The organism is Longimicrobium sp. (assembly GCA_036387335.1).
Lineage (GTDB): Bacteria > Gemmatimonadota > Gemmatimonadetes > Longimicrobiales > Longimicrobiaceae > Longimicrobium.
On the sequence record DASVTZ010000207.1, the window covers coordinates 1 to 17,372 of the forward strand.

The 17,372-nt window shown below is 71.9% G+C and carries 15 protein-coding genes; 7 read left to right on the top strand and 8 right to left on the bottom strand.

The features are described from left to right. Positions 1-213: 213 nt before the first annotated feature. Positions 214-468: a GlsB/YeaQ/YmgE family stress response membrane protein gene (locus VF647_21125; protein HEX8454595.1), complete on the bottom strand. Its 255-nt coding sequence runs from the start codon at positions 466-468 to the stop codon at positions 214-216. Positions 469-551: 83 nt separating this feature from the next. Between VF647_21125 and VF647_21130 the strand changes: the two genes are divergently transcribed. Further along, positions 552-1,154 (top strand): peptidoglycan recognition family protein, encoded by a 603-nt coding sequence (locus VF647_21130; GenBank protein HEX8454596.1) that lies wholly within the window; start codon positions 552-554, stop codon positions 1,152-1,154. 194 nt (positions 1,155-1,348) lie between these two features. Continuing rightward, a complete protein-coding gene (locus VF647_21135; GenBank protein ID HEX8454597.1) occupies positions 1,349-2,143 on the top strand; it encodes a zinc ribbon domain-containing protein in 795 nt (264 codons plus the stop codon). 60 nt (positions 2,144-2,203) lie between these two features. Here the strand turns inward: VF647_21135 and VF647_21140 are convergent, their stop codons facing one another. Together VF647_21140 and VF647_21145 are read right to left on the bottom strand one after the other, a co-directional pair. Further along, the gene (locus VF647_21140; protein HEX8454598.1) at positions 2,204-3,514 is read right to left on the bottom strand and encodes a DUF1501 domain-containing protein; all 1,311 of its coding nucleotides are present in this window, start codon (positions 3,512-3,514) and stop codon (positions 2,204-2,206) included. 14 nt (positions 3,515-3,528) lie between these two features. Further along, the gene (locus tag VF647_21145) at positions 3,529-5,085 is read right to left on the bottom strand and encodes a DUF1800 domain-containing protein (protein ID HEX8454599.1); all 1,557 of its coding nucleotides are present in this window, start codon (positions 5,083-5,085) and stop codon (positions 3,529-3,531) included. A gap of 479 nt (positions 5,086-5,564) precedes the next feature. On the opposite strand from VF647_21145, the gene VF647_21150 reads away from it, so the two are divergent. The 5 genes from VF647_21150 (at position 5,565) to ppk1 (ending at position 12,338) form a co-directional block, all read left to right on the top strand. After that, positions 5,565-7,391, top strand: a complete 1,827-nt coding sequence (locus VF647_21150) for a VIT domain-containing protein (protein ID HEX8454600.1) — start codon at positions 5,565-5,567, stop codon at positions 7,389-7,391. 573 nt (positions 7,392-7,964) lie between these two features. Beyond that, entirely contained in the window at positions 7,965-8,438 is a 474-nt protein-coding gene (locus VF647_21155) for a MarR family transcriptional regulator (GenBank protein ID HEX8454601.1), read from the top strand. A gap of 86 nt (positions 8,439-8,524) precedes the next feature. After that, positions 8,525-9,007: a DoxX family protein gene (locus tag VF647_21160; protein HEX8454602.1), complete on the top strand. Its 483-nt coding sequence runs from the start codon at positions 8,525-8,527 to the stop codon at positions 9,005-9,007. A 175-nt stretch (positions 9,008-9,182) separates the two neighbouring features. Next, positions 9,183-9,797: a hypothetical protein gene (locus VF647_21165; GenBank protein HEX8454603.1), complete on the top strand. Its 615-nt coding sequence runs from the start codon at positions 9,183-9,185 to the stop codon at positions 9,795-9,797. A 297-nt stretch (positions 9,798-10,094) separates the two neighbouring features. Continuing rightward, entirely contained in the window at positions 10,095-12,338 is a 2,244-nt protein-coding gene (gene ppk1 / locus VF647_21170; protein ID HEX8454604.1) for a polyphosphate kinase 1, read from the top strand. Between the two features lie 168 nt (positions 12,339-12,506). Here ppk1 and VF647_21175 read toward each other — a convergent pair whose 3' ends face one another. The 5 genes from VF647_21175 to VF647_21195 form a co-directional block, all read right to left on the bottom strand. Next, complete coding sequence (locus VF647_21175; GenBank protein ID HEX8454605.1) at positions 12,507-12,932, bottom strand: DUF2442 domain-containing protein; 426 nt, start codon at positions 12,930-12,932, stop codon at positions 12,507-12,509. A 307-nt stretch (positions 12,933-13,239) separates the two neighbouring features. Beyond that, positions 13,240-14,169: a hypothetical protein gene (locus tag VF647_21180; GenBank protein ID HEX8454606.1), complete on the bottom strand. Its 930-nt coding sequence runs from the start codon at positions 14,167-14,169 to the stop codon at positions 13,240-13,242. 1 nt (position 14,170) lies between these two features. Beyond that, positions 14,171-15,565 carry a hypothetical protein gene (locus VF647_21185; GenBank protein ID HEX8454607.1) on the bottom strand — a complete coding sequence of 465 codons (1,395 nt, stop codon included), beginning with the start codon at positions 15,563-15,565 and terminating at the stop codon, positions 14,171-14,173. A gap of 35 nt (positions 15,566-15,600) precedes the next feature. Continuing rightward, positions 15,601-16,854 carry a hypothetical protein gene (locus tag VF647_21190; protein ID HEX8454608.1) on the bottom strand — a complete coding sequence of 418 codons (1,254 nt, stop codon included), beginning with the start codon at positions 16,852-16,854 and terminating at the stop codon, positions 15,601-15,603. Continuing rightward, the coding region (locus VF647_21195) for a hypothetical protein (protein ID HEX8454609.1) at positions 16,851-17,372 on the bottom strand (522 nt) is incomplete at its 5' end. The genes VF647_21195 and VF647_21190, both read right to left, overlap by 4 nt.

The following is a 17,372-nucleotide window of genomic DNA, read 5'->3' on the forward strand; positions in this document are numbered from 1 at the left end:
AGCCACGTGGGGCGGCCCCTACGAGGTTGGTTGCAATAGGCGGAGGTTGGGGGGGGGGCGAGTGCGGGGCGGTCGCGCAACGTCGGGCACGGGCGCGATGAATCGCGCCCCTACGAGATTTGTGCATTCGGCAGAGATCCAGGCGTGCGCCCCTCCCCCAGGTGGTTTTGGGGGAGGGGCCGCGAGGAACGAGCGGGGGAGGGGGCCCCGCCCCTACAACCGCCGCCTCCCCCGCGTCACCAGGCGCAGGATGAAGAGCAGGACGACCGCGCCCACGAAGGCGGTGAAGATGGTGCCCGCCAGGCCGCTGAACGGGGTGGTGACGCCGAGCTGCCTGAAGAGCCATCCGCCGACGAAGGCGCCCACGATACCGACCACGATGTCGCCGATCAGCCCCACGCCACCCATCACCAGCGACGCAAGCACGCCGGCGATGAGTCCCACGATCAACCAGGTCAACAGGTCCATGTAGCCTCCGGGTTCGAGTTGAAGCCAACGGCAGCAACTCACATGCCCCGCACGCGCGACCCACCCTCCGCCCAACGGACACGATGAACGTCACACGCGCCGCCCTGCTCGTCCTTGCGCTCGCGCCCGGCGCCTGCGCGCGCCCCGCGTCCCCCGTGCCGGAGGGGATTCGCTACGTGTCGCGCGCGGAGTGGGGCGCCAGGCCGCCGGTGATGGAGATGAAGACGCACGTGCCGCACCGCATCACCATCCACCACACGGCCGAGCGGCAGGCGCCAGCGCGCTCCACCGAGGAGAAGCTCCAGGCGCTGCAGCGCTTCTCGCAGAGTGAGGGGACGCTGGGCAACGGCCGCCCCAAGCGGATGTGGGCCGACGTGCCCTATCACCTGTTCGTGGCCGTGGACGGGAGCGTGGCGGAGGCGCGCCCCATCCGCTTCGTGGGCGACTCCAACACGCCGTACGATCCCACCGGGCACCTGCTGGTGGTGGTCGAGGGCAATTTCGAGGAAGAGGAGCTCTCCCCGGCGCAGCGCCGCACGATGGACCTGCTGATCCCGGCCCTGGCGCGCCGCTACCACGTGCCGCCCGAGAACATCGCCGCGCACCGCGACTTCGCGGAGACGCTCTGCCCGGGGCGGTCGCTGTACGCGGAGATCCCGCACTTTCGCGAGCTCGTGGCGCGGTAGACGAACAGCTGGCCTCACGCGGAGGCGCGGAGACGCTGAGAGAACTACGCGTACTCTCCCGCGTCTCCGCGTCTCGGCGTGAGATTGCGGTTCGGGAGCCCGCTGTATCGCGGACAAGGCGCCGCTTGAGGGAAGTTGGTGCGCAGGGTAGATTTGCGGTTTGCACTCTTTCCTCGTACCGGCTGCACTGACCGATGACTGAGACCTGTCCGTCCTGTGGCGCCGCGGCGTCGGGACGTTTTTGCAATGCGTGCGGCGCGGCGGTGAACGCCGCCTGCCGCGAGTGCGGCAACCCGCTTCCGGCCGGGGCTCGCTTCTGCAACGAGTGCGGCACCCCCGCGGTCGCGCCCGCCGGGACCGCGCGCCGCGCACCCGTGCTTCCCTGGGCGCTGACTGGCGCGGTGGTGCTGGCGCTGGTGGCCACGCTGATCGTCAACAACAACCAGGAGTCGCCCGCCGCTCCCGCGCAGGCTGTCGCGGCGGCGCCCGAGGCGCCCGGCCCGGTTCCGTCCGGCGCGCCGGCCGCGGGCAATCCCGGCGCGGTGGACCTGGCGAGCATGACCCCGCGCGAGGCGGCGGACCGGCTGTTCAACCGCGTCATGCAGAACGTGTCCAGCGGCGACAGCGCGACGGCGAAGCAGTTCCTCCCCATGGCCGTGGCCGCGTACGACCGCGCCCGCCCCCTGGACAACGACGGGCGCTATCACCTCGCCGTGCTGCACCTGGTAGGCGGAAACCTCGACGCGGCGCGCGCGCAGTCGGACACCATCCTCAGCACCAACCCGAAGCACCTCTTCGGGCTCTTCACCGGCGCGCAGGCGGCGCAGGGGCGCGGCGACACGGCGGCGTCCGTATCGCTCTTTCGCCGCTTCCTGGCGGCGTTCGAGTCCGAGAAGGCGCGCAAGGACGTGATCGAGTACGCGGACCACGCGCAGGCGCTCCCGGCCATGAAGGCGGAGGCCGAGCGGGCCACGCAGGGCGCGCCGTAGCGTTACGGCCGGGTCCAGAAGAGCAAAGGCCCCCGCGAACCTCGCGGGGGCCTTCGTCGTTCAGCGCAGCACCCCGCGGAAGCGCCGCGGGTCCACGGTGTGGCCGGGGAAGACGCGCTCCAGTTGCGCGGCGCCGAGGTGCTTACCCGCCACCTCGGCGAAGACGTCGCGGAAGTCGGTGGTGACGCGCAGGTCGCGGCCCTCGTGGAGCTGCTCCGGCTCCAGGCCCGGCCACTCGCCGCGGACCTGGCCGCCCGCGACGCTCCCGCCAAGGAGGAGCATGCAGTTGGCGTGGCCGTGGTCGGTGCCGCCGGTGCCGTTCTCGGCCACGGTGCGCCCGAACTCGCTCATGGTGAGAATCACCACGTCGTCCATGCGGTCGCCCAGATCGTCGTAGAGCGCCTTGATGCCGCGCCCCAGCTCGCCCAGGCGGCGGGCGAGCTGGCCATCCGCGCCGCCCTGCGCCACGTGCGTGTCCCACCCGCCCAGGTCCGCGAAGGCGACTTCCACACCCGCGTCGGCCTTGATGAGCTGCGCGATCTGGCGAAGGGAGCGCCCGAACTCGCCGGCGGGATAGGCGGCTCCGTTGCGCGGCTGGTACTGCGACGGGTTGATGCGGCGCAGGAGCTTCGCGGCTTCCAGGCCCTCGTCCGCCGCGCCGGCCACGGCGTCGCCGCCCTCGGTGCGGTAGACGCGGGCAAAGGTTTCCGCGAGCGCGGGGTCGCGCCCGCCCGCCAGGCCGAAGCGGTCCAGATCGCCCACCGCGAGCGACGGGTTGGCGCCGCGCAGCGACAGCGGGAGCTCGGCGCCCATGGCGATCCCGCGCAGCGCGGCGGCGCCGGGCTCCATCGTCACCTGGCCGGCGGCGTGGTGCGCGGCGTGGGCATCGGCGTCGCGCAGGGTGCGGCCGTCGGCGCCAAGGGCGCGATTCAACCACCCGTCGCGCGCGCGGCCGCGGGGGTCGGCGGTCTCCATGATGTCCTGCGCCTGGAAGTGCGAGCGCGTCGTGCTGGGCGAGCCGGCCGCGTGCACCACCGCCATCTCCCGCCGCCCCCACAGCTCGTGGAGCGGGGTCAGCGCCGGGTGCAGCCCGAAGAAGCCGTCCAGCTCCAGCGCGCCGCCCGCCCCCCGCACGGGCGCGGCGATGGCGATGGAGCGCCGCGAGCGCCCGTACGCGGGGTCTCCGAACGGGACCACCATGCTCAGCCCGTCCGCGGCGCCGCGCTGGAAGATGCAGATCAGCGTCTTGCGCCGGGCGCGCGTCTGCGCCAGGAGCGAGCGGGTGATGAACTCCGGCGGGAGGCCCAGCGCCAGCAGCGCCAGCGCGCCGCCCTTTACGAAGGCGCGCCGTCCGATCGGTTTGCCGTGCATCGTGTTCGCTCCGGTCAGTGCCGCTGGAAGGCGGGTGAGCCCAGGATCAGCGCCAGCGCGCGCGCCCTGCGTGCCTGGTCGTCGGGAAGGCGTGCGGCGTCCTCGGCCACCGCGCGTACCAGCGTCGTCGTCTCGCGCGCGGGGAGGAGGACGCGGGCGAGCTCCGCCACAGGGTCGGATGGGGCGCTCGGGAGGAGGCGCGCGGGGTCGATCCGCACCCCCTGCACCTCGCCGCGCGACAGGGCCAGCGCGAAGTTCATCCGCGCAAGCATGGCGCCGCCGCTGGTCCACTCGGCGGAGTCGTGGATGTAGCCGGTGGGCGGTGTGGCCGCGTACGGAAGGTGGCCGAGCTGGCGCAGCGTCTGGATCAGCTCGCGCGAGGGGCGGACTTCGGCCTCGGTTGCGCGCAGGGTGCCGGCGACGAACTCGAACGGGGTGCGCGTCTTGACGCCCCGCGCCCGCGCGAACTCGGGCGAGCGGAAGAGCGCCCGCGTCACCTCGCGCAGGTCGCCATCGGTGCGGGTGAAGACGGCGGCCAGCTCGTCCACCAAGCGCTGCGGCGGGTCGTCGGCCACGAAGCGCCCGGCCAGCTTGCGCGCGACGTGCCGCGCCGTGGCCGGATGGCGGGCGAGAAGGTCGAGCACCTCGGTGCCGTCCTCGATGCCGCGGCCGGGGGCAAGCGTGCGGCCGAGCACCGTCTTGGCGCCCGCGTCGTGCAGGGCGGGGCGGAAGACGAAGCGCGGCCCGCCCTGCTGGCGACGCGCGCCGTACCCCGCGGCGGCGACCGTCCAGCCGGTGAAGGCGCGCGCCACCTCGCCGACGTCGCGCTGCGTGTAGCCGCCGTCCACGCCCAGCGTGTGCAGCTCCAGCAGCTCGCGCGCGTAGTTCTCGTTGATGCCGCGCGGGCGGCCGCCGGTCATCATCGCCGTCGCGGAATCGGCGGCGGTGCTGCGGGCGTTGTCCAGGTACACCAGCATGGCGGGGTGGGCCGCGGTTGCGCCCAGCAGGTCGCGGAAGCGCCCGAAGACGTGCGGGCGTATCGCCGCGCGCTCGTAGTCGCCCACCAGGTAGCGATCCGCGCCCTTGCCGAAGAAGACGTTGAAGTGGTTGAACCAGAAGTCCGCCATCACGTCTTCCAGCTGCCGCTCCGTGTAGACCGCGCGCTGCAGGCGGGCTCCCGCGAGGTCGGCGAGGATGCGCGCCGGCGCCATCCCCCCCTGCCGCCTGCGCGCCGCCGTGGTGTCGCGGGCCATGGAGTCACGGGGCATGGCCTCGCGTCGCGGGTAGTCGCGCAGGAGCTGTGCTGGCGCCGCGTTGGCCGCGGGGAAGCGGGCGAGGCGCGCCGGCAGGGCGGCGTCTTCGATGCGCTCCGGGTGAAGCTGCCGCTCCAGCCAGGCGTCCGGCCCCGAGCGCAGCACTTCGGCGAGTTCGTCGCGGCGCACGCCCCAGGTGGCGCGCTCCAGCAGGTGCACCGCGCGCGCCGTGTCCTCGCGCGTGGGCCGCGCCTGCGCATCCGCGCCCCTGGCGGCGAGGAGCGCGGGTACGATGGCGATGAGTACGATGCTGCGCATGTGTGCTCCGAGAGGGGTTCGAGGACGCGTTCTGCTGTACACCGCGCCGCGACCGGGCGTTGGGTCGCCGCGTCAAGAAATGTCCGTCCCGCTCGTTCCAGCCGAAGAAAGAAGTGCGTGAGTGCGTGAGTGCGTTAGTGCGTTCACCCCCCTCTCTGTCATTCTGAGGGAGCCGCCCGCTCAGACACTCGCGTGGCACTCCGGCCTTGCTGCGGCGACCGAAGAATCTAGCCGGCGCCGGGCCGGGCATCGTGGTCGCCACCCAACCTCGCGCATCGCGCAGTAGATCCTTCGCTCTGCGCCAGAGTTTGGAGAACGGGCGAGTACGGTGCAGCGCGTCGCTCAGGATGACAGAGGGAGGGGTGTTGGCGGATGGAGGTGTGCAAGTCATCGCCCCTGTTTCGTCTCACACATCAGGAACGCACTAACGCACTAACGCACTAACGCACTAACGCACTTCCCCTCCGCCCCGGATCTCCATGCGAACCCGCCTCCTCCCGGCGCTCCTCTCCATCCTCGCCACGGCCGCCACGCTGCCGGCGCAGGGGATCATCGTGCCCGACCGGTGCCGCGGAGAGTGCGGGATCCCGCTGCCGAACGCGCTCCCCATCGAGTCGGTGACGCTGGACGTCAAGATCGAGGGGCAGGTGGCGACCACGCACGTCACGCAGGTCTTCCGCAACGAGACGGGCGCGACGCTGGAGGGGACGTACTTCTTTCCGATCCCCACCTCCGCGTCGGTGACGGAGTTCGCCATCTGGGACGGCAGCCGGCGCCTGGCGGGCGAGGTGCGGCCGCGCGAAGAGGCGAGGCGCATCTACGACTCCATCGTGCGCCGCCGCCGCGATCCGGGGCTGCTGGAGTACGCGGGAGAGAACCTCTTCCAGGCCAGCATCTTTCCCATCAACCCCCGCTCCACCAAGAAGCTGGAGCTGACCTACACCCAGGTGCTCAGGGCAGAGAACGGGAGCGTCGGCTACCGCTACCCGCTCGGCATCGGGCGCAACGCGGCGCCGGTGGAGCGGCTTTCTGGGCGGGTGGAGGTTCGCGCGCCGTCGTCGCTGCGCACGGTGTACTCGCCCAGCCACTCCGTCGACGTGCGGCGCGAGCCCGGCGGCCGGCGCGCGGTGGCGACGTGGGAAGCGGGGCGCGGGGCGGAGCGGCGCGACTTCCAGCTCTTCTACGGGCTGGCGGACCGCGACGTGGGGCTCTCGCTCTTCACCTACCGCGAGCCTGGGAAGGACGGCTACTTCCTCCTACTCCTCTCCCCCAGCGACGAGGCGACGCAGCGCGAGTACGCGGCCAAGGACGTGGTGTACGTGCTGGACACCTCCGGCTCCATGGAGGACGAGGGGAAGATGGAGAAGGCCCGCCGCGCGCTCCTCTTCGGCGTGCGGGGACTGCGGCCGCAGGACCGCTTCAACGTGATCTCCTTCGCGGGCGAGACGCGGCGGATGGAGACGGGGCTGATCGCCGCGGACCGCGCGGGGCGGGAGCGCGGGATCGCATTCGTGGAAGGCCTGCGCGCTGTGGGCGGCACCAACATCAACGACGCTCTGACCGAGGCCCTCGCCCAGTTCCCGCGCGAGCGCGGCGGCAGGACGCGGCTCCTCGTCTTCCTCACCGACGGCATTCCCACGGTGGGCGAGACGGATGCGGACAAGATCGTGGACAACGCCCGCCGCACGCGCGTGGACGGGGTGCGCGTCTTCACCTTCGGCGTGGGCTACGACGTCAACACGCGCCTGCTGGACCGCGTGGCGGCGGAGAACGGCGGCACCGCGGAGTACGTGGAGCCGCGCGAGGACCTTGAGGCGAAGGTCTCGTCATTCTTCGACAAGGTGAACCACCCCGTCCTGAGCAACGTCGCGCTGGACATGGGCGGAGTGCGGACACCTGGTGTATCCGCGCGCCCTCCCCGACCTCTTCCGCGGAACGCAGCTGGCGCTGGTGGGCCGCTACCGCAACGAGCGCGAGCTGCGGGACGTGACGCTGCGGCTGAGCGGAAACGCATCGCCCACGCACACCTTCGCGTACCCGGGGCTCCACTTTCCCCTGCGCGCGGAGGAGCACGACTTCCTTCCGCGGCTCTGGGCGACGCGGCGCGTGGGTTGGCTGATGGAGCAGATCCGCAGCAACGGCGAGAGCCGCGAGCTGCGCGACGAGGTGGTGGAGCTGGGGACGCGGCACGGCATCGTGACGCCGTACACCTCCTTCCTGGCGCTGGAGCCCGGCGCGGGCGAGCGGCCGCCGGTCGTGCGCGGCATGCAGGACCTGGTGCCCCCGGAGCCCGTGCGACCGGGTGACTTCACGGGACAGGGGATGGCGGGCGGGGTCGCGCGGGGCGTCGAAACGGGTGTCGCCCAGAGCACCAACGCGCCTCCGCCGCCAGTCGTGGTGACCGGTGTCGGCGCGGTGCAGCAGAGCAAGAGGGCGCGCGCGCAGCAGGAAGTGGTCAGCCTGGAAGGAGTGTCCGTCAACAGCGCTGAGGGAGGCGCCGTGCGGCACGTGGGGGGCAAGACTTTCTACCTGCGCGCCGGCGTGTGGACCGATTCCGAGCTGAAGCCCGAGACGCGGCTCCCCGAGACCACGCTGCGCTTCGGGAGCGACGAGTACTTCGACCTGCTCCGCGGCAAACCGGCATTGGCCCGCTTCTTCTCGCTCGGCGAGCGGGTGGCGGTCGTCTGGGACGGGCGCGTGTACCGCACCACGGGCGAGCCGTCGCGGTAAAAACAGCAGGCTCACGCGGAGGCGCGGAGGCGCGGAGAGATCCGCGCCTCCGCTGTTTTTCGTGTGAAGAAACAGGGGTGTTGACAATATCCGTCGCAACGACTATTGTTGTGCAGAGAGAGCGGGGAACGGCGACGCGGGAGGGGACGATGGCGGGGCGCATCCAGTCGGAGATCCAGCAGACGAAGCCGATCGGGAGCCTGGAGGAAGAGGCGTTCCTGAACGTGCAGCGCACCGCCAACGTGCTGTCGCAGTCGATGGCCGAGCTGCTCAAGGAGCACGACCTCACGCAGACGCAGTACAACGTCCTCCGCATCCTGCGGGGAGCGGGAACGGCCGGGCTGACCGCGGGCGAGATCGGCGAGCGGATGATCACCCGCGATCCGGACGTCACCCGGCTGCTGGACAGGCTGGAGCGGCGCGGGCTGGTGGAGCGGTGGCGCTGCACCCACGACCGCCGCGTGGTGTGGACGCGGATCACCGCGGAGGGCGCGGGCACCATCGCCCCGCTCGACGCGCCGGTCGACGAGCTGCACACCAAGCTCCTCCGCCACATGGGCGACGACCGGCTCCGCACGCTTATCGAGCTGCTGGAGGAGGCGCGCGACACGTCGCCCGACTGATTCGCGGTAAAGTATCCGTTGTAACGACATACCTCAGGACGAACAACGTGCGTCCGCGGGAAACCATCAAACCGACAGAGGCTACGATGAACACTCAGGCGAACACGCGGGCGCAGTACGGCATCACCCTCCTGCGGGTGATGGTGGGGCTCGTCTTCGTGATGCACGGCGGGCAGAAGCTGTTCGTGATGGGGATGGACGGGCTGGCCGGCTTCTTCGGCTCGATCGGGATCCCGTTCGCGTACCCGAACGCGCTGCTGGTGACGGCGGTCGAGCTGCTGGGTGGCGCGCTGCTGATCGCGGGCCTCTTCACCCGGTTCGTGACGCCGCTGATCGCCGCGACGATGGTCGTCGCGATCGCGACGGTGCACGGGTCCAAGGGCTTCTTCCTCCCCGAGGGCTACGAGTTCGCGCTCACGCTGCTGGTGGCGAACGCCGCGCTCTTCCTGACCGGCTCCGGCGCGCTGGCGCTGGACAACGTCTTCGGCCGTGAGCGCACCGCCGCCGTGCGCTCCGGGCGCCCCGCGCCGGCCGCGAAGTCCGCCGAGACGGTGTACGCCACGCGGTAAGCAACGCGGTCGGATGGACCACGACGCGCCGCCCGTGAACCGGGCGGCGCGTCGTGCATTGGCAGCGGAGACGGATTCGGTCATATTACGGAGGCGTTCGCGGCGCGGTCGCGTCCCGGATGCGCCATGCACTGCTCTCCGTGGTGACCGGACCTCCCTTCCAGGAGCGGGAAGCTTGCGACAGGTCGACGCTCCGGGCCCTCCGGAAGAGCTTCAGCGGGAGCTGGACGCCATCGAGCGGCGGCTGGCGGGGACCTCGCCGCGCAACCAGTCGGTGCTGCTGAAGCACGCCGGCGACCTGTGCGCCAGTATGGGCGAGCGGCGGCGGGCGCTCGGGTGGTACGGGCGCGCCGTGAACCTGCACCTGGAGCTCGGCGAGGCGCCCCGCGCGGCGGCGCTCTGCCACACCATCCTCAGCATCCAGCCAGAGGCGGTGCGGGCGCGGTGCACGCTGGCGTGGCTCGCCATGGCCGGCGGGCGCACGATGGAGGCGCGCCAGCTCGTGGGCGAGTACGCCGCCGCCGCCCGCGCCGCCGGGCAGGACGCGATGGCCGCCCAGCAGCTCACCTGGATGTTCGAGGCCGCGGACGACGGCTTCCTGCGCCACGACATCGCCCGCGCCCTGCGCGCGCTCGGCGACGACGCCCGCTCCGCCTCCCTCGCCCCCGAGTCCCGCCCCACCGGCCCGCTGGACCACGACGAGCTCTGGGCCCGCGTCCTTCGCGGCACCATCGCGCCGCCGCCGGTGCTCGGCACCGGCGGCGGCGTCGCGGGGACCGCCGGGGAATGAATCCCCCGGCTGGAACCACGCGAAGACGGCTGAAGCCGTCTCGTGAAGCGTGGCATCCGTCCCAGAACCCAAAATCCCCTGTCATCCTGAGCGACGCGCTGCTCAGTCCTTGCCCCGTCTCCATAGCCTGGCGCGGAGCGAAGGATCTACTTCGCGATTCGAGGGGCCCGCGTTTGCGCGCGAGCCCCCGCCACGCTTTCATCACGTCGGGGATGGCGGATCAAAGATTGCGCAAACCTGCATCTCCGGGTTGATTGCGGTTGAACCCGATCGGCATCATCCGCGCCCCGCCCGAGCATGCACGCAGAGGAAAGCACCGCCTTCATCGCCGAAGTGCCCGTCCCGGAGGAGGCGCCGGAGCCCTTGCCGCCGCGCCAGCCGGTGCGGCGGGTTCCGCGTGCGGTGTCGCCGCGCGAGGTGCCGGACGGGGCGGAGCTGGACCATCCCTCGCTCTACTTCAACCGCGAGTTGGGGCTGCTGGACTTCAACTGGCGCGTGCTCCACCAGGCCACCGACCCGCGCGTCCCGCTCCTGGAGCGCGTGCGGTTCCTGGCGATCACCTCCAGCAACCTCGACGAGTTCTTCCAGAAGCGCGTGGGCGGTCTCCGGCGGCAGATCGCGGCCGGCGTGCAGACGCTGTCGCTGGACGGACGCACACCGGGCGAGCAGCTCCAGCTGATCGCCGATGCGGGGCTGGTGATGTACGCCGCCATGAGCGCCATCTGGGAGCGCGAGCTGGTCCCCCTCCTGCGCACCGAGGCGGGGGTGGTGGTGTCGCGTTACACCGAGCTGGACGAGCGGCAGCGCGCGGGGCTCGACCTCTTCTTCCGCGAGCAGTTCTACCCCGTGCTCACCCCGCTCGCCGTGGATCCGGGGCACCCCTTCCCCTTCATCTCGAACCTCAGCCTGTCGCTGGCGGTCCTGCTGCGCCACCGCGCGCGCAGCACCATGCACTTCGCGCGCATCAAGGTCCCCACCAGCACGGGGCGCTGGATCCCCGTTCCGAACTCCGAGCACCGCTTCCACTTCGTGCCCGTGGAGGACGTGATCCAGGCCAACGCCGCCACGCTCTTCCGGGGGATGGAGGTGGTGTCGGTGGATGCGTTTCGCGTCACCCGCAACGCCGACGTGGCGCGGGACGACGACGAGGCGGAAGACCTCCTGTCGATGATCTCCGAGGAGCTGCGCGAGCGGCGCTTCGCCCCGGCGGTGCGGCTGGAGGTGGACCGGCACATGCCCCTGGAGGTGCGCGGGCTGCTGGTGCGCGAGCTCGAGGTGCAGCCGGAGGAGGTGTACGAGAGCGACGGGCTGATCGACCTGGCGGACTGCGCGCAGCTGGCCGATCTGGATCTGCCGGCGCTCCGTTACGAGGCGTGGGAGCCGGTCGTTCCCGAGCCTTTTCGCCACGAAGGGGAGACGGAGGAGGAGAAGAACATCTTCGCCGTGATCCGGCGCGGCGACGTGCTGGTGCACCACCCGTACGAGTCGTTCACCTCCAGCGTCCTGCGCCTGCTGGACGAATCGGCCGACGACTCGCACGTGGTGGCCATCAAGCAGACGCTCTATCGCACCGGCGTCGATTCACCGGTGGTGAGGGCTCTGCTGCACGCGGCCGAGCGGGGGAAGCAGGTGGCGGTGCTGATCGAGGTGACGGCCCGCTTCGACGAGCAGAACAACATCCAGCTCGCCGAGATCCTGGAAGACGCCGGGGTGCACGTCACTTACGGGCTGGTGGGGCTCAAGACGCACAGCAAGGTCCTTCTCGTGGTGCGCGACGAGGGCGGCCGGCCGCGCACTTACTGCCACGTGGGGACGGGAAACTACCACGCCCGCACCTCGCGGCTGTACAGCGACCTCGGTGTGCTGACCTGCAACCCCGAGATCGGCAACGACCTGGTGAACCTCTTCCACTTCCTCACCGGTTACGCGCCGGACCAGCAGTACGACCGCCTGGTGGTGGCCCCGCGCGACATGCGGCGCACCTTCGTGGAGCGCATCGAGCGCGAGATCCACTTCCAGCGGGCGCGCGGCTCCGGGCGCATCATCGCCAAGATGAACGCGCTGGACGACGCGGGGATCATCCAGGAGCTGTACCGCGCCTCTCAGGCCGGCGTGCGCATCGACCTGATCGTTCGCGGGCACACCCGGCTCCGTCCCGGGCTCGCCGGGTACAGCGACAACATCCGCATGGTGAGCATCGTGGGGCGCTTCCTGGAGCACGACCGGGTCTTCTTCTTCAACAACGACGGCGACCCGGAGATCTTCATCGGGAGCGCGGATTGGCGGGAGCGCAACCTGAACGAGCGGGTGGAGGTGCTGGTGCCGGTGCTGGACCCCGCGCTGCGCGACCGCATCGTCGAGATCCTCCACTTCTCGCTCAACGACAACCGCCTCGCCTGGGAGCTGCGGCCAGACGGCGAGTACGTGCAGCGCCGCCCCGAACCCGGCGAGCCCGAGATCAACTGCCACGAGATCCTGATGCGCGACGCCCTCGACCGCGGCCGCCGCCCCGGCACGCGGCCGTGGGAGCTGTCGCTGTAGGGCGAAGCCCGCTGAAGACACGTAAAGCTCGCCTTCGCGGACTGCCCTCGGCTCACGAGCCCACTTCAGTGGGCTTCCCGTAGTTCCAGCCGGGGGCTTCAGCCCCCGGCTTGCGCGGCCCGCCGTTATTGCGGCGCTTCCAACCGAACCCGCCCCCCCCAGCAACCGCTACGCCGCGTCCCGCTTCGGCCGGCCGCCCTTTGCGCCGTTCGCGCGGGCGGCGGCGGACTTGGCTTCGCTGGTGCGCTGGCCCATGAACTTCGGCGCCCACGCGGCCAGGTTCAGTCGATGCGCGATCGTACCGGGTACCGATAGATCCGCGTCGATCTCCTCCCAGTGAAGCCCTTCACCCCCGAGGTCCACCTCGACAGCCGCGAGCTGCTCCGGCGTGGCCGTCGTCAGCAGCTCTCTCTCCGTCGGCACGAACCCGAAAAGGCATCCGTTGGTGAGCTCCACCACGATGCGGCCGGTCGCCGCGTCGAAGTGGGCGGACGCGGCGCGGGGCTCGATGAGCGCTTCCCGTACCGCCCGCTCCCGAGCTTCCTCGATCTCTGCGTCGGTCGGCTCGTGATACCCGTGCGCTCGGCTAGGCATGGATCTGCTCCCAGTTTTTAGTGAGTAGTACTCTGTGCGCCTGTACGATCCTGGAGGCCTCCTTCGCGTCAGGGGGCTTCATCCCCAATACGTTGGAAACCTCGCCTGTAGCAACGTCAACTCTACACCGTCCGCCCGCCAGGTGCGCATGGACATGTACGGGCTCGTGATCGTTGGTGTAGATGCGGAACGTGAAGCCGCGGACGCGAAGAACGGTTGGCACGAGCATAACCTAGCGTTGGGTTTTGGACAAGGACGCACTACGCCCCGCCGCGCGTTGAGCGCGGCGGGGGAGGCGGCGGGTTGGCTATTCCGGGGTCGCCTGTTCGCGGACGCGGCGGGCGCGGTCGGGTCGGCCGGCCAGCTCCTGGGCGCGGGCGACCGTCTCGGCGCGGGCTTCGGGGAGGCCGGCGGCGAAGGCGAGGAGGTACGCTTCGGCGGCAGAGGTCTCTCGGCCGGGGAGGCGGGCGAGCGCTTCGGCGGCGGCCCAGGCGACGGTGCCCCGGTTGTCGCCTCGGGCTGCGGCGGCGAGCGCATCGACGGCGGCCGCCGTGTCGCCGGTGGCGAGCAGGGCCTGGCCGCGCACCAGGTGGCCGTGCGGCGCATCTTCGCCCCCGGCGGGGAGAGTGCGGGCGATCTCCAGCGCGCGCGCCGCATCGCCGGCGCGCAACGCATCCTCCGCGTCGGCCACCGAGCCGCCACGCGCGGGGAGGGCGATGCCGGGTATGGAGATGGGGAGCGATGCTTTCATCCCGTCCGGGAGGTACATCCAGACCGCGCCCGAGACGAGCGCCATGACCATGATCCCCATGAGCACCCCGCCGGAGCGCCGCTCCAGGGATGGCAGCGGCTCGGGCGCGGCGTGCTGCGTGTGTGGCGGCGGAAGGTCGGACGGGAGCGGCAGGAGCGTGGGGGCCATTCCGGGCGGCGCGCCGAGGTCCACCGTGGGCGGCGCGGTGGGGAAGTCGGGGATGGGGAGGCCGGCGGGGTCCAGCTCCGCAGTCACCAGCGGCGCCGCAGGGGGCGCGGTCGCTGGCGCCGCAGCGCGTGGGGCAGGGACTTCACCCGCCGCGTGCCAGGCCAGGAGGACGGCGGGGACGCGAGCGGGCGTCGCCAGGTCCGCGGCGAGGGCGAGGACCCGCTGCGAGCGGTCGCGGTCTCCCTCGGCGGCCCAGCGCTCCGCGTCGGAGAGGAAGCGCGAAAAGGAGGCGGGGAGCGGGGTGTGCGCGGTTCCCACGTCACTCCCTGAGCGCGGCCAGGCGGTGGCGGGCGTCGGCGTAGAAGCGGTCGATGCGCAGCGCCTCGCCGTAGCAGCGGCGCGCCTCGCGCGGGTCGCCGATCTCCTCGGCGGCCTGGCCACGGAGGAATAGGATGCCGGAAAGCGGCTCGCCTGCCTCCGTGAGATTGCTGAGCGCCATCCCCGCCGCGCCGAACGCCGCGTGGTGGTCGCCCATCCCCATCAGCGCATTGAGGTACCCTTCCGCCGCGGCCACACGGGTGCCGGGATTGCGCATCGCCTGGTCGAAAACCTTTACGGCGCTTTCCCACTGCTCCATGTCCAGGAAGCTGGTGCCGAGGTCGTAGAAGTTCTCTGCCTCCTCATCGCTCACGTCGTCGCGCCAGCGGGTCGTGTGGTCCACGAAGGAGCGCAGCAGCTCCTCTGCGTCTGTGCGGTCCGGCGCGACGCGCAGGCGCGAGTCCACGGGGTCCGTGCCGTCGTGCGCGAAGATCAGCGGCCGGTCGTCGTCGGCCAGCTCAGCCAGCCGCTCCATCCACTCGTCACCGGTGGCTTCCTGGAAGTGGGTGTCCTCCCGGTGCGCCGAGGTGGAGATGCTCTCCGCGGGAAGCCGTTCCGCGGGCGGGTCTTGCGACGCGGAGCGCATCCACGCCGCTCCGCTCCACGCCGCGCCTGGGTACACCCGCCCCGTAGCCGGCTCTCTTGCGAGTGGTTCGGGGAGCGACGTAACGGTTGCGGCCGGCGCCGCAGGGGGGACTTCCAGGGCATCGGCCGGTGCATCCTCCTGCGTCGGCAGTTCGGGGACGGTCGGTACGGGCATTTCGGCGGACGGTGCTTCGACCTGTGGGGCCGATTTGTCCGGAACTTCAATCGTCGGAACGGGCCGCGGCATAGGAGCGATTAGGCCGCGGCTAGTGCCCTCCGGTGGCAGCGGGCGGGCGTCCGGGACGCGGAACGCGAGCGGCGCGGCGTCGGGCAGCGGGGCGGATGACGACGGGGCGGCATCGCCGGCGAGGACGGCGAAGACGCGGTCCAGGCGCGCGGGATCCACGCGGCCCGAGCTCTTGCCGATGCGCGTGCGGCCCTGCTCCGACCAGTAGTGGCCGCCTCCGGACAGGGAGCGGAGCTGCGCCGCCTCGGCCTCCATCCCCTGCACGTCCCCGCCGCGCGCGGCGATCTCCAGCGCCACCAGGCAGGCGTTGCACCAGTGCGCTGGGCCCACGTCGCTGCGCTGCGAGAGCGCGCTCCGCGCACGCTGGAGGGCCTGGCGCGCCTCGGGAAGCATCTCGCGCTGCGCGAAGGCCGACGCCGCCTCAATCATCTGCCGGGCGTTGTCGGATGCGAGCGCCCCGCCTCCCGCTCCGTCCGTGGGGTCGTGCGACATGGAGGGCAGCATGTAATTGGGTCGATGGCCGAGGTTGGGCGCGCGGATCAACGCCCCTGCGTGCACCCGTGGTCCATCAGCCGGAGCGATGCGGAGAGTCCCATCGACGTGCCCTCCGGTCCCTCGCGCCGCGCCACGCCCAGCGTCCAGCGGCGCGCGCACGAGCCGGCGTCGAAGCCGACCGCGTAGCTCCGCGCTCCCTCGCCCCATCCGTACGACGCGCGGAGCGGCAGGCGCGGCGTGCCACGGAAGGCGGCGGTGAAGCGCTCCGTGCTTCCCTCCGGCTCCAGCCCGCCCTTGCGGAGCACCTCGCTGGCGGCCAGCGCCACGGTGCCGAAATCCGTGTCCCACGCGGCGCCCGCGCGCAGGACGGAGGGGAAGTAAGCGCCCTCCCACGCCTCGTTGGCAGCGGCGAACGGCGGCGTTCCGAGGTCGCCGAAGCCGATCTCCGGGCCCAGCGCCTCCGTCACCGTCGCTCGGCCGTCCGGGTCCTGTGCGATGGACACCGTGCGTTCGCGCGGGCCGGATCCGGGACGCACCGTTCCCGCGAAGACGTTGCTCAACGACACGGCCAGCCGCACCGGCCCGGGCGCGGCGGCAATCCCCACGTCCATGCCGTAGCCGGGGACGCCGCGGAAGATGGTCTCGCGGTACACTTCGGCGCCGGGCGCATCGGAGACGAAGGTGCCGCGTGCGTGCGTGTGGAGGTACCATCCCTTCCCCGTTGCGCCGACCCACACGGGCCCAATACCGGGCAGGCTCCCCAGCGGCAACGCGCGTCCGACCGCGAGCACAGTGGCCACGCTGCGCCCGCTCTCCCCCGTCGCCAGGCTCTCGGCCTCGCCGGCGCCGAGCGCCTCGCGGATAGCGGGTGGAATGTCCGCGTACGAGGCGAAGTGGGTGGAGACGGAAAGGGCGAAGTCGCGGTTCTGGAAGGCGCCCCAGGTGACGCCGCCGAGCGCGCCGGGGTACGAGCTCCCGTTCGCCAGCGGTCCCGAGTACTGGAGGTAGCGGCTCCCCTTTCCGATCTCACCGCCGATCAGCCCCAGGCGCACCGATCCGTCGAACGTGCCCTCCGACGGAAGCCTCGCCAGGTCGAACGCGAGGAACGACTGCGAGGCGCCGGGGCCGCCATCCCAGATCCCCAGGAGCGCGGGGTTGAAAAGGAGCGCATCGGCGCGTCGGGCCTCGGTCACGCCGGTGCCGCCGAGCGCCGCCGTCGTGCCGGACGCCACCGGGCGCTGCGCGTGGGTCGCCGTAGCCATCAGGAGCGCGGCTGGGATGCAGAGAAGGAGCTTCATCGCGAGGGATTCGAGAAGAGGGGTGCGTGAACGGCCGCCGCGTGCTGCGGCCGGGGGAGGATGGGCGCCGCGCCCGGCGCGAAGAGGGCGAGGACGGCACCCGCAGCCAGCATGGGCCCAAAGGGGAGGGGCTCGGTGACCTGGTGCCGGCGCGGCCAGACGGCGGCGAGCGGGAGCGCCAGTGCGGCGAGCCGTACCCATCCGCCAGCCAGGAACGCCGCCGCCGCCAGACAGCCCGCAATCCCTACCGCCGGCCCGCGCCAGCCATCCGGCAACAGGCGCGCGGCGAAGACGGCCAGCGCCAGCGTCGCCGCCGCGGAAAGCAAGGTGCCGATCCGCCCGAACCCGACCACGACCGAGAGGAAGGCGAGGAGGAGCGCGTCGCCCTCCCCCATCACCTCGCGTCCGGCGAGCGCGCCGACGCCTTTCGCGAGCACCCACAGCCCGAGCGCGACCGAGGCCGCCGCGAGCGCGCGCGCCGCGGCATCGGCAGGGCCGAGACGGAGCGCGGCCCACCC

What these genes read in the sequence shown, in the direction of transcription:
- VF647_21125 (HEX8454595.1), bottom strand. Translation starts at nt 468, where the DNA reads ATGGACCTGTTGACCTGGTTGATCGTGGGACTCATCGCCGGCGTGCTT.
- VF647_21130 (HEX8454596.1), top strand. Translation starts at nt 552, where the DNA reads ATGAACGTCACACGCGCCGCCCTGCTCGTCCTTGCGCTCGCGCCCGGC.
- VF647_21135 (HEX8454597.1), top strand. Translation starts at nt 1,349, where the DNA reads ATGACTGAGACCTGTCCGTCCTGTGGCGCCGCGGCGTCGGGACGTTTT.
- VF647_21140 (HEX8454598.1), bottom strand. Translation starts at nt 3,514, where the DNA reads ATGCACGGCAAACCGATCGGACGGCGCGCCTTCGTAAAGGGCGGCGCG.
- VF647_21145 (HEX8454599.1), bottom strand. Translation starts at nt 5,085, where the DNA reads ATGCGCAGCATCGTACTCATCGCCATCGTACCCGCGCTCCTCGCCGCC.
- VF647_21150 (HEX8454600.1), top strand. Translation starts at nt 5,565, where the DNA reads ATGCGAACCCGCCTCCTCCCGGCGCTCCTCTCCATCCTCGCCACGGCC.
- VF647_21155 (HEX8454601.1), top strand. Translation starts at nt 7,965, where the DNA reads ATGGCGGGGCGCATCCAGTCGGAGATCCAGCAGACGAAGCCGATCGGG.
- VF647_21160 (HEX8454602.1), top strand. Translation starts at nt 8,525, where the DNA reads ATGAACACTCAGGCGAACACGCGGGCGCAGTACGGCATCACCCTCCTG.
- ppk1 (HEX8454604.1), top strand. Translation starts at nt 10,095, where the DNA reads ATGCACGCAGAGGAAAGCACCGCCTTCATCGCCGAAGTGCCCGTCCCG.
- VF647_21175 (HEX8454605.1), bottom strand. Translation starts at nt 12,932, where the DNA reads ATGCCTAGCCGAGCGCACGGGTATCACGAGCCGACCGACGCAGAGATC.
- VF647_21185 (HEX8454607.1), bottom strand. Translation starts at nt 15,565, where the DNA reads ATGCTGCCCTCCATGTCGCACGACCCCACGGACGGAGCGGGAGGCGGG.
- VF647_21190 (HEX8454608.1), bottom strand. Translation starts at nt 16,854, where the DNA reads ATGAAGCTCCTTCTCTGCATCCCAGCCGCGCTCCTGATGGCTACGGCG.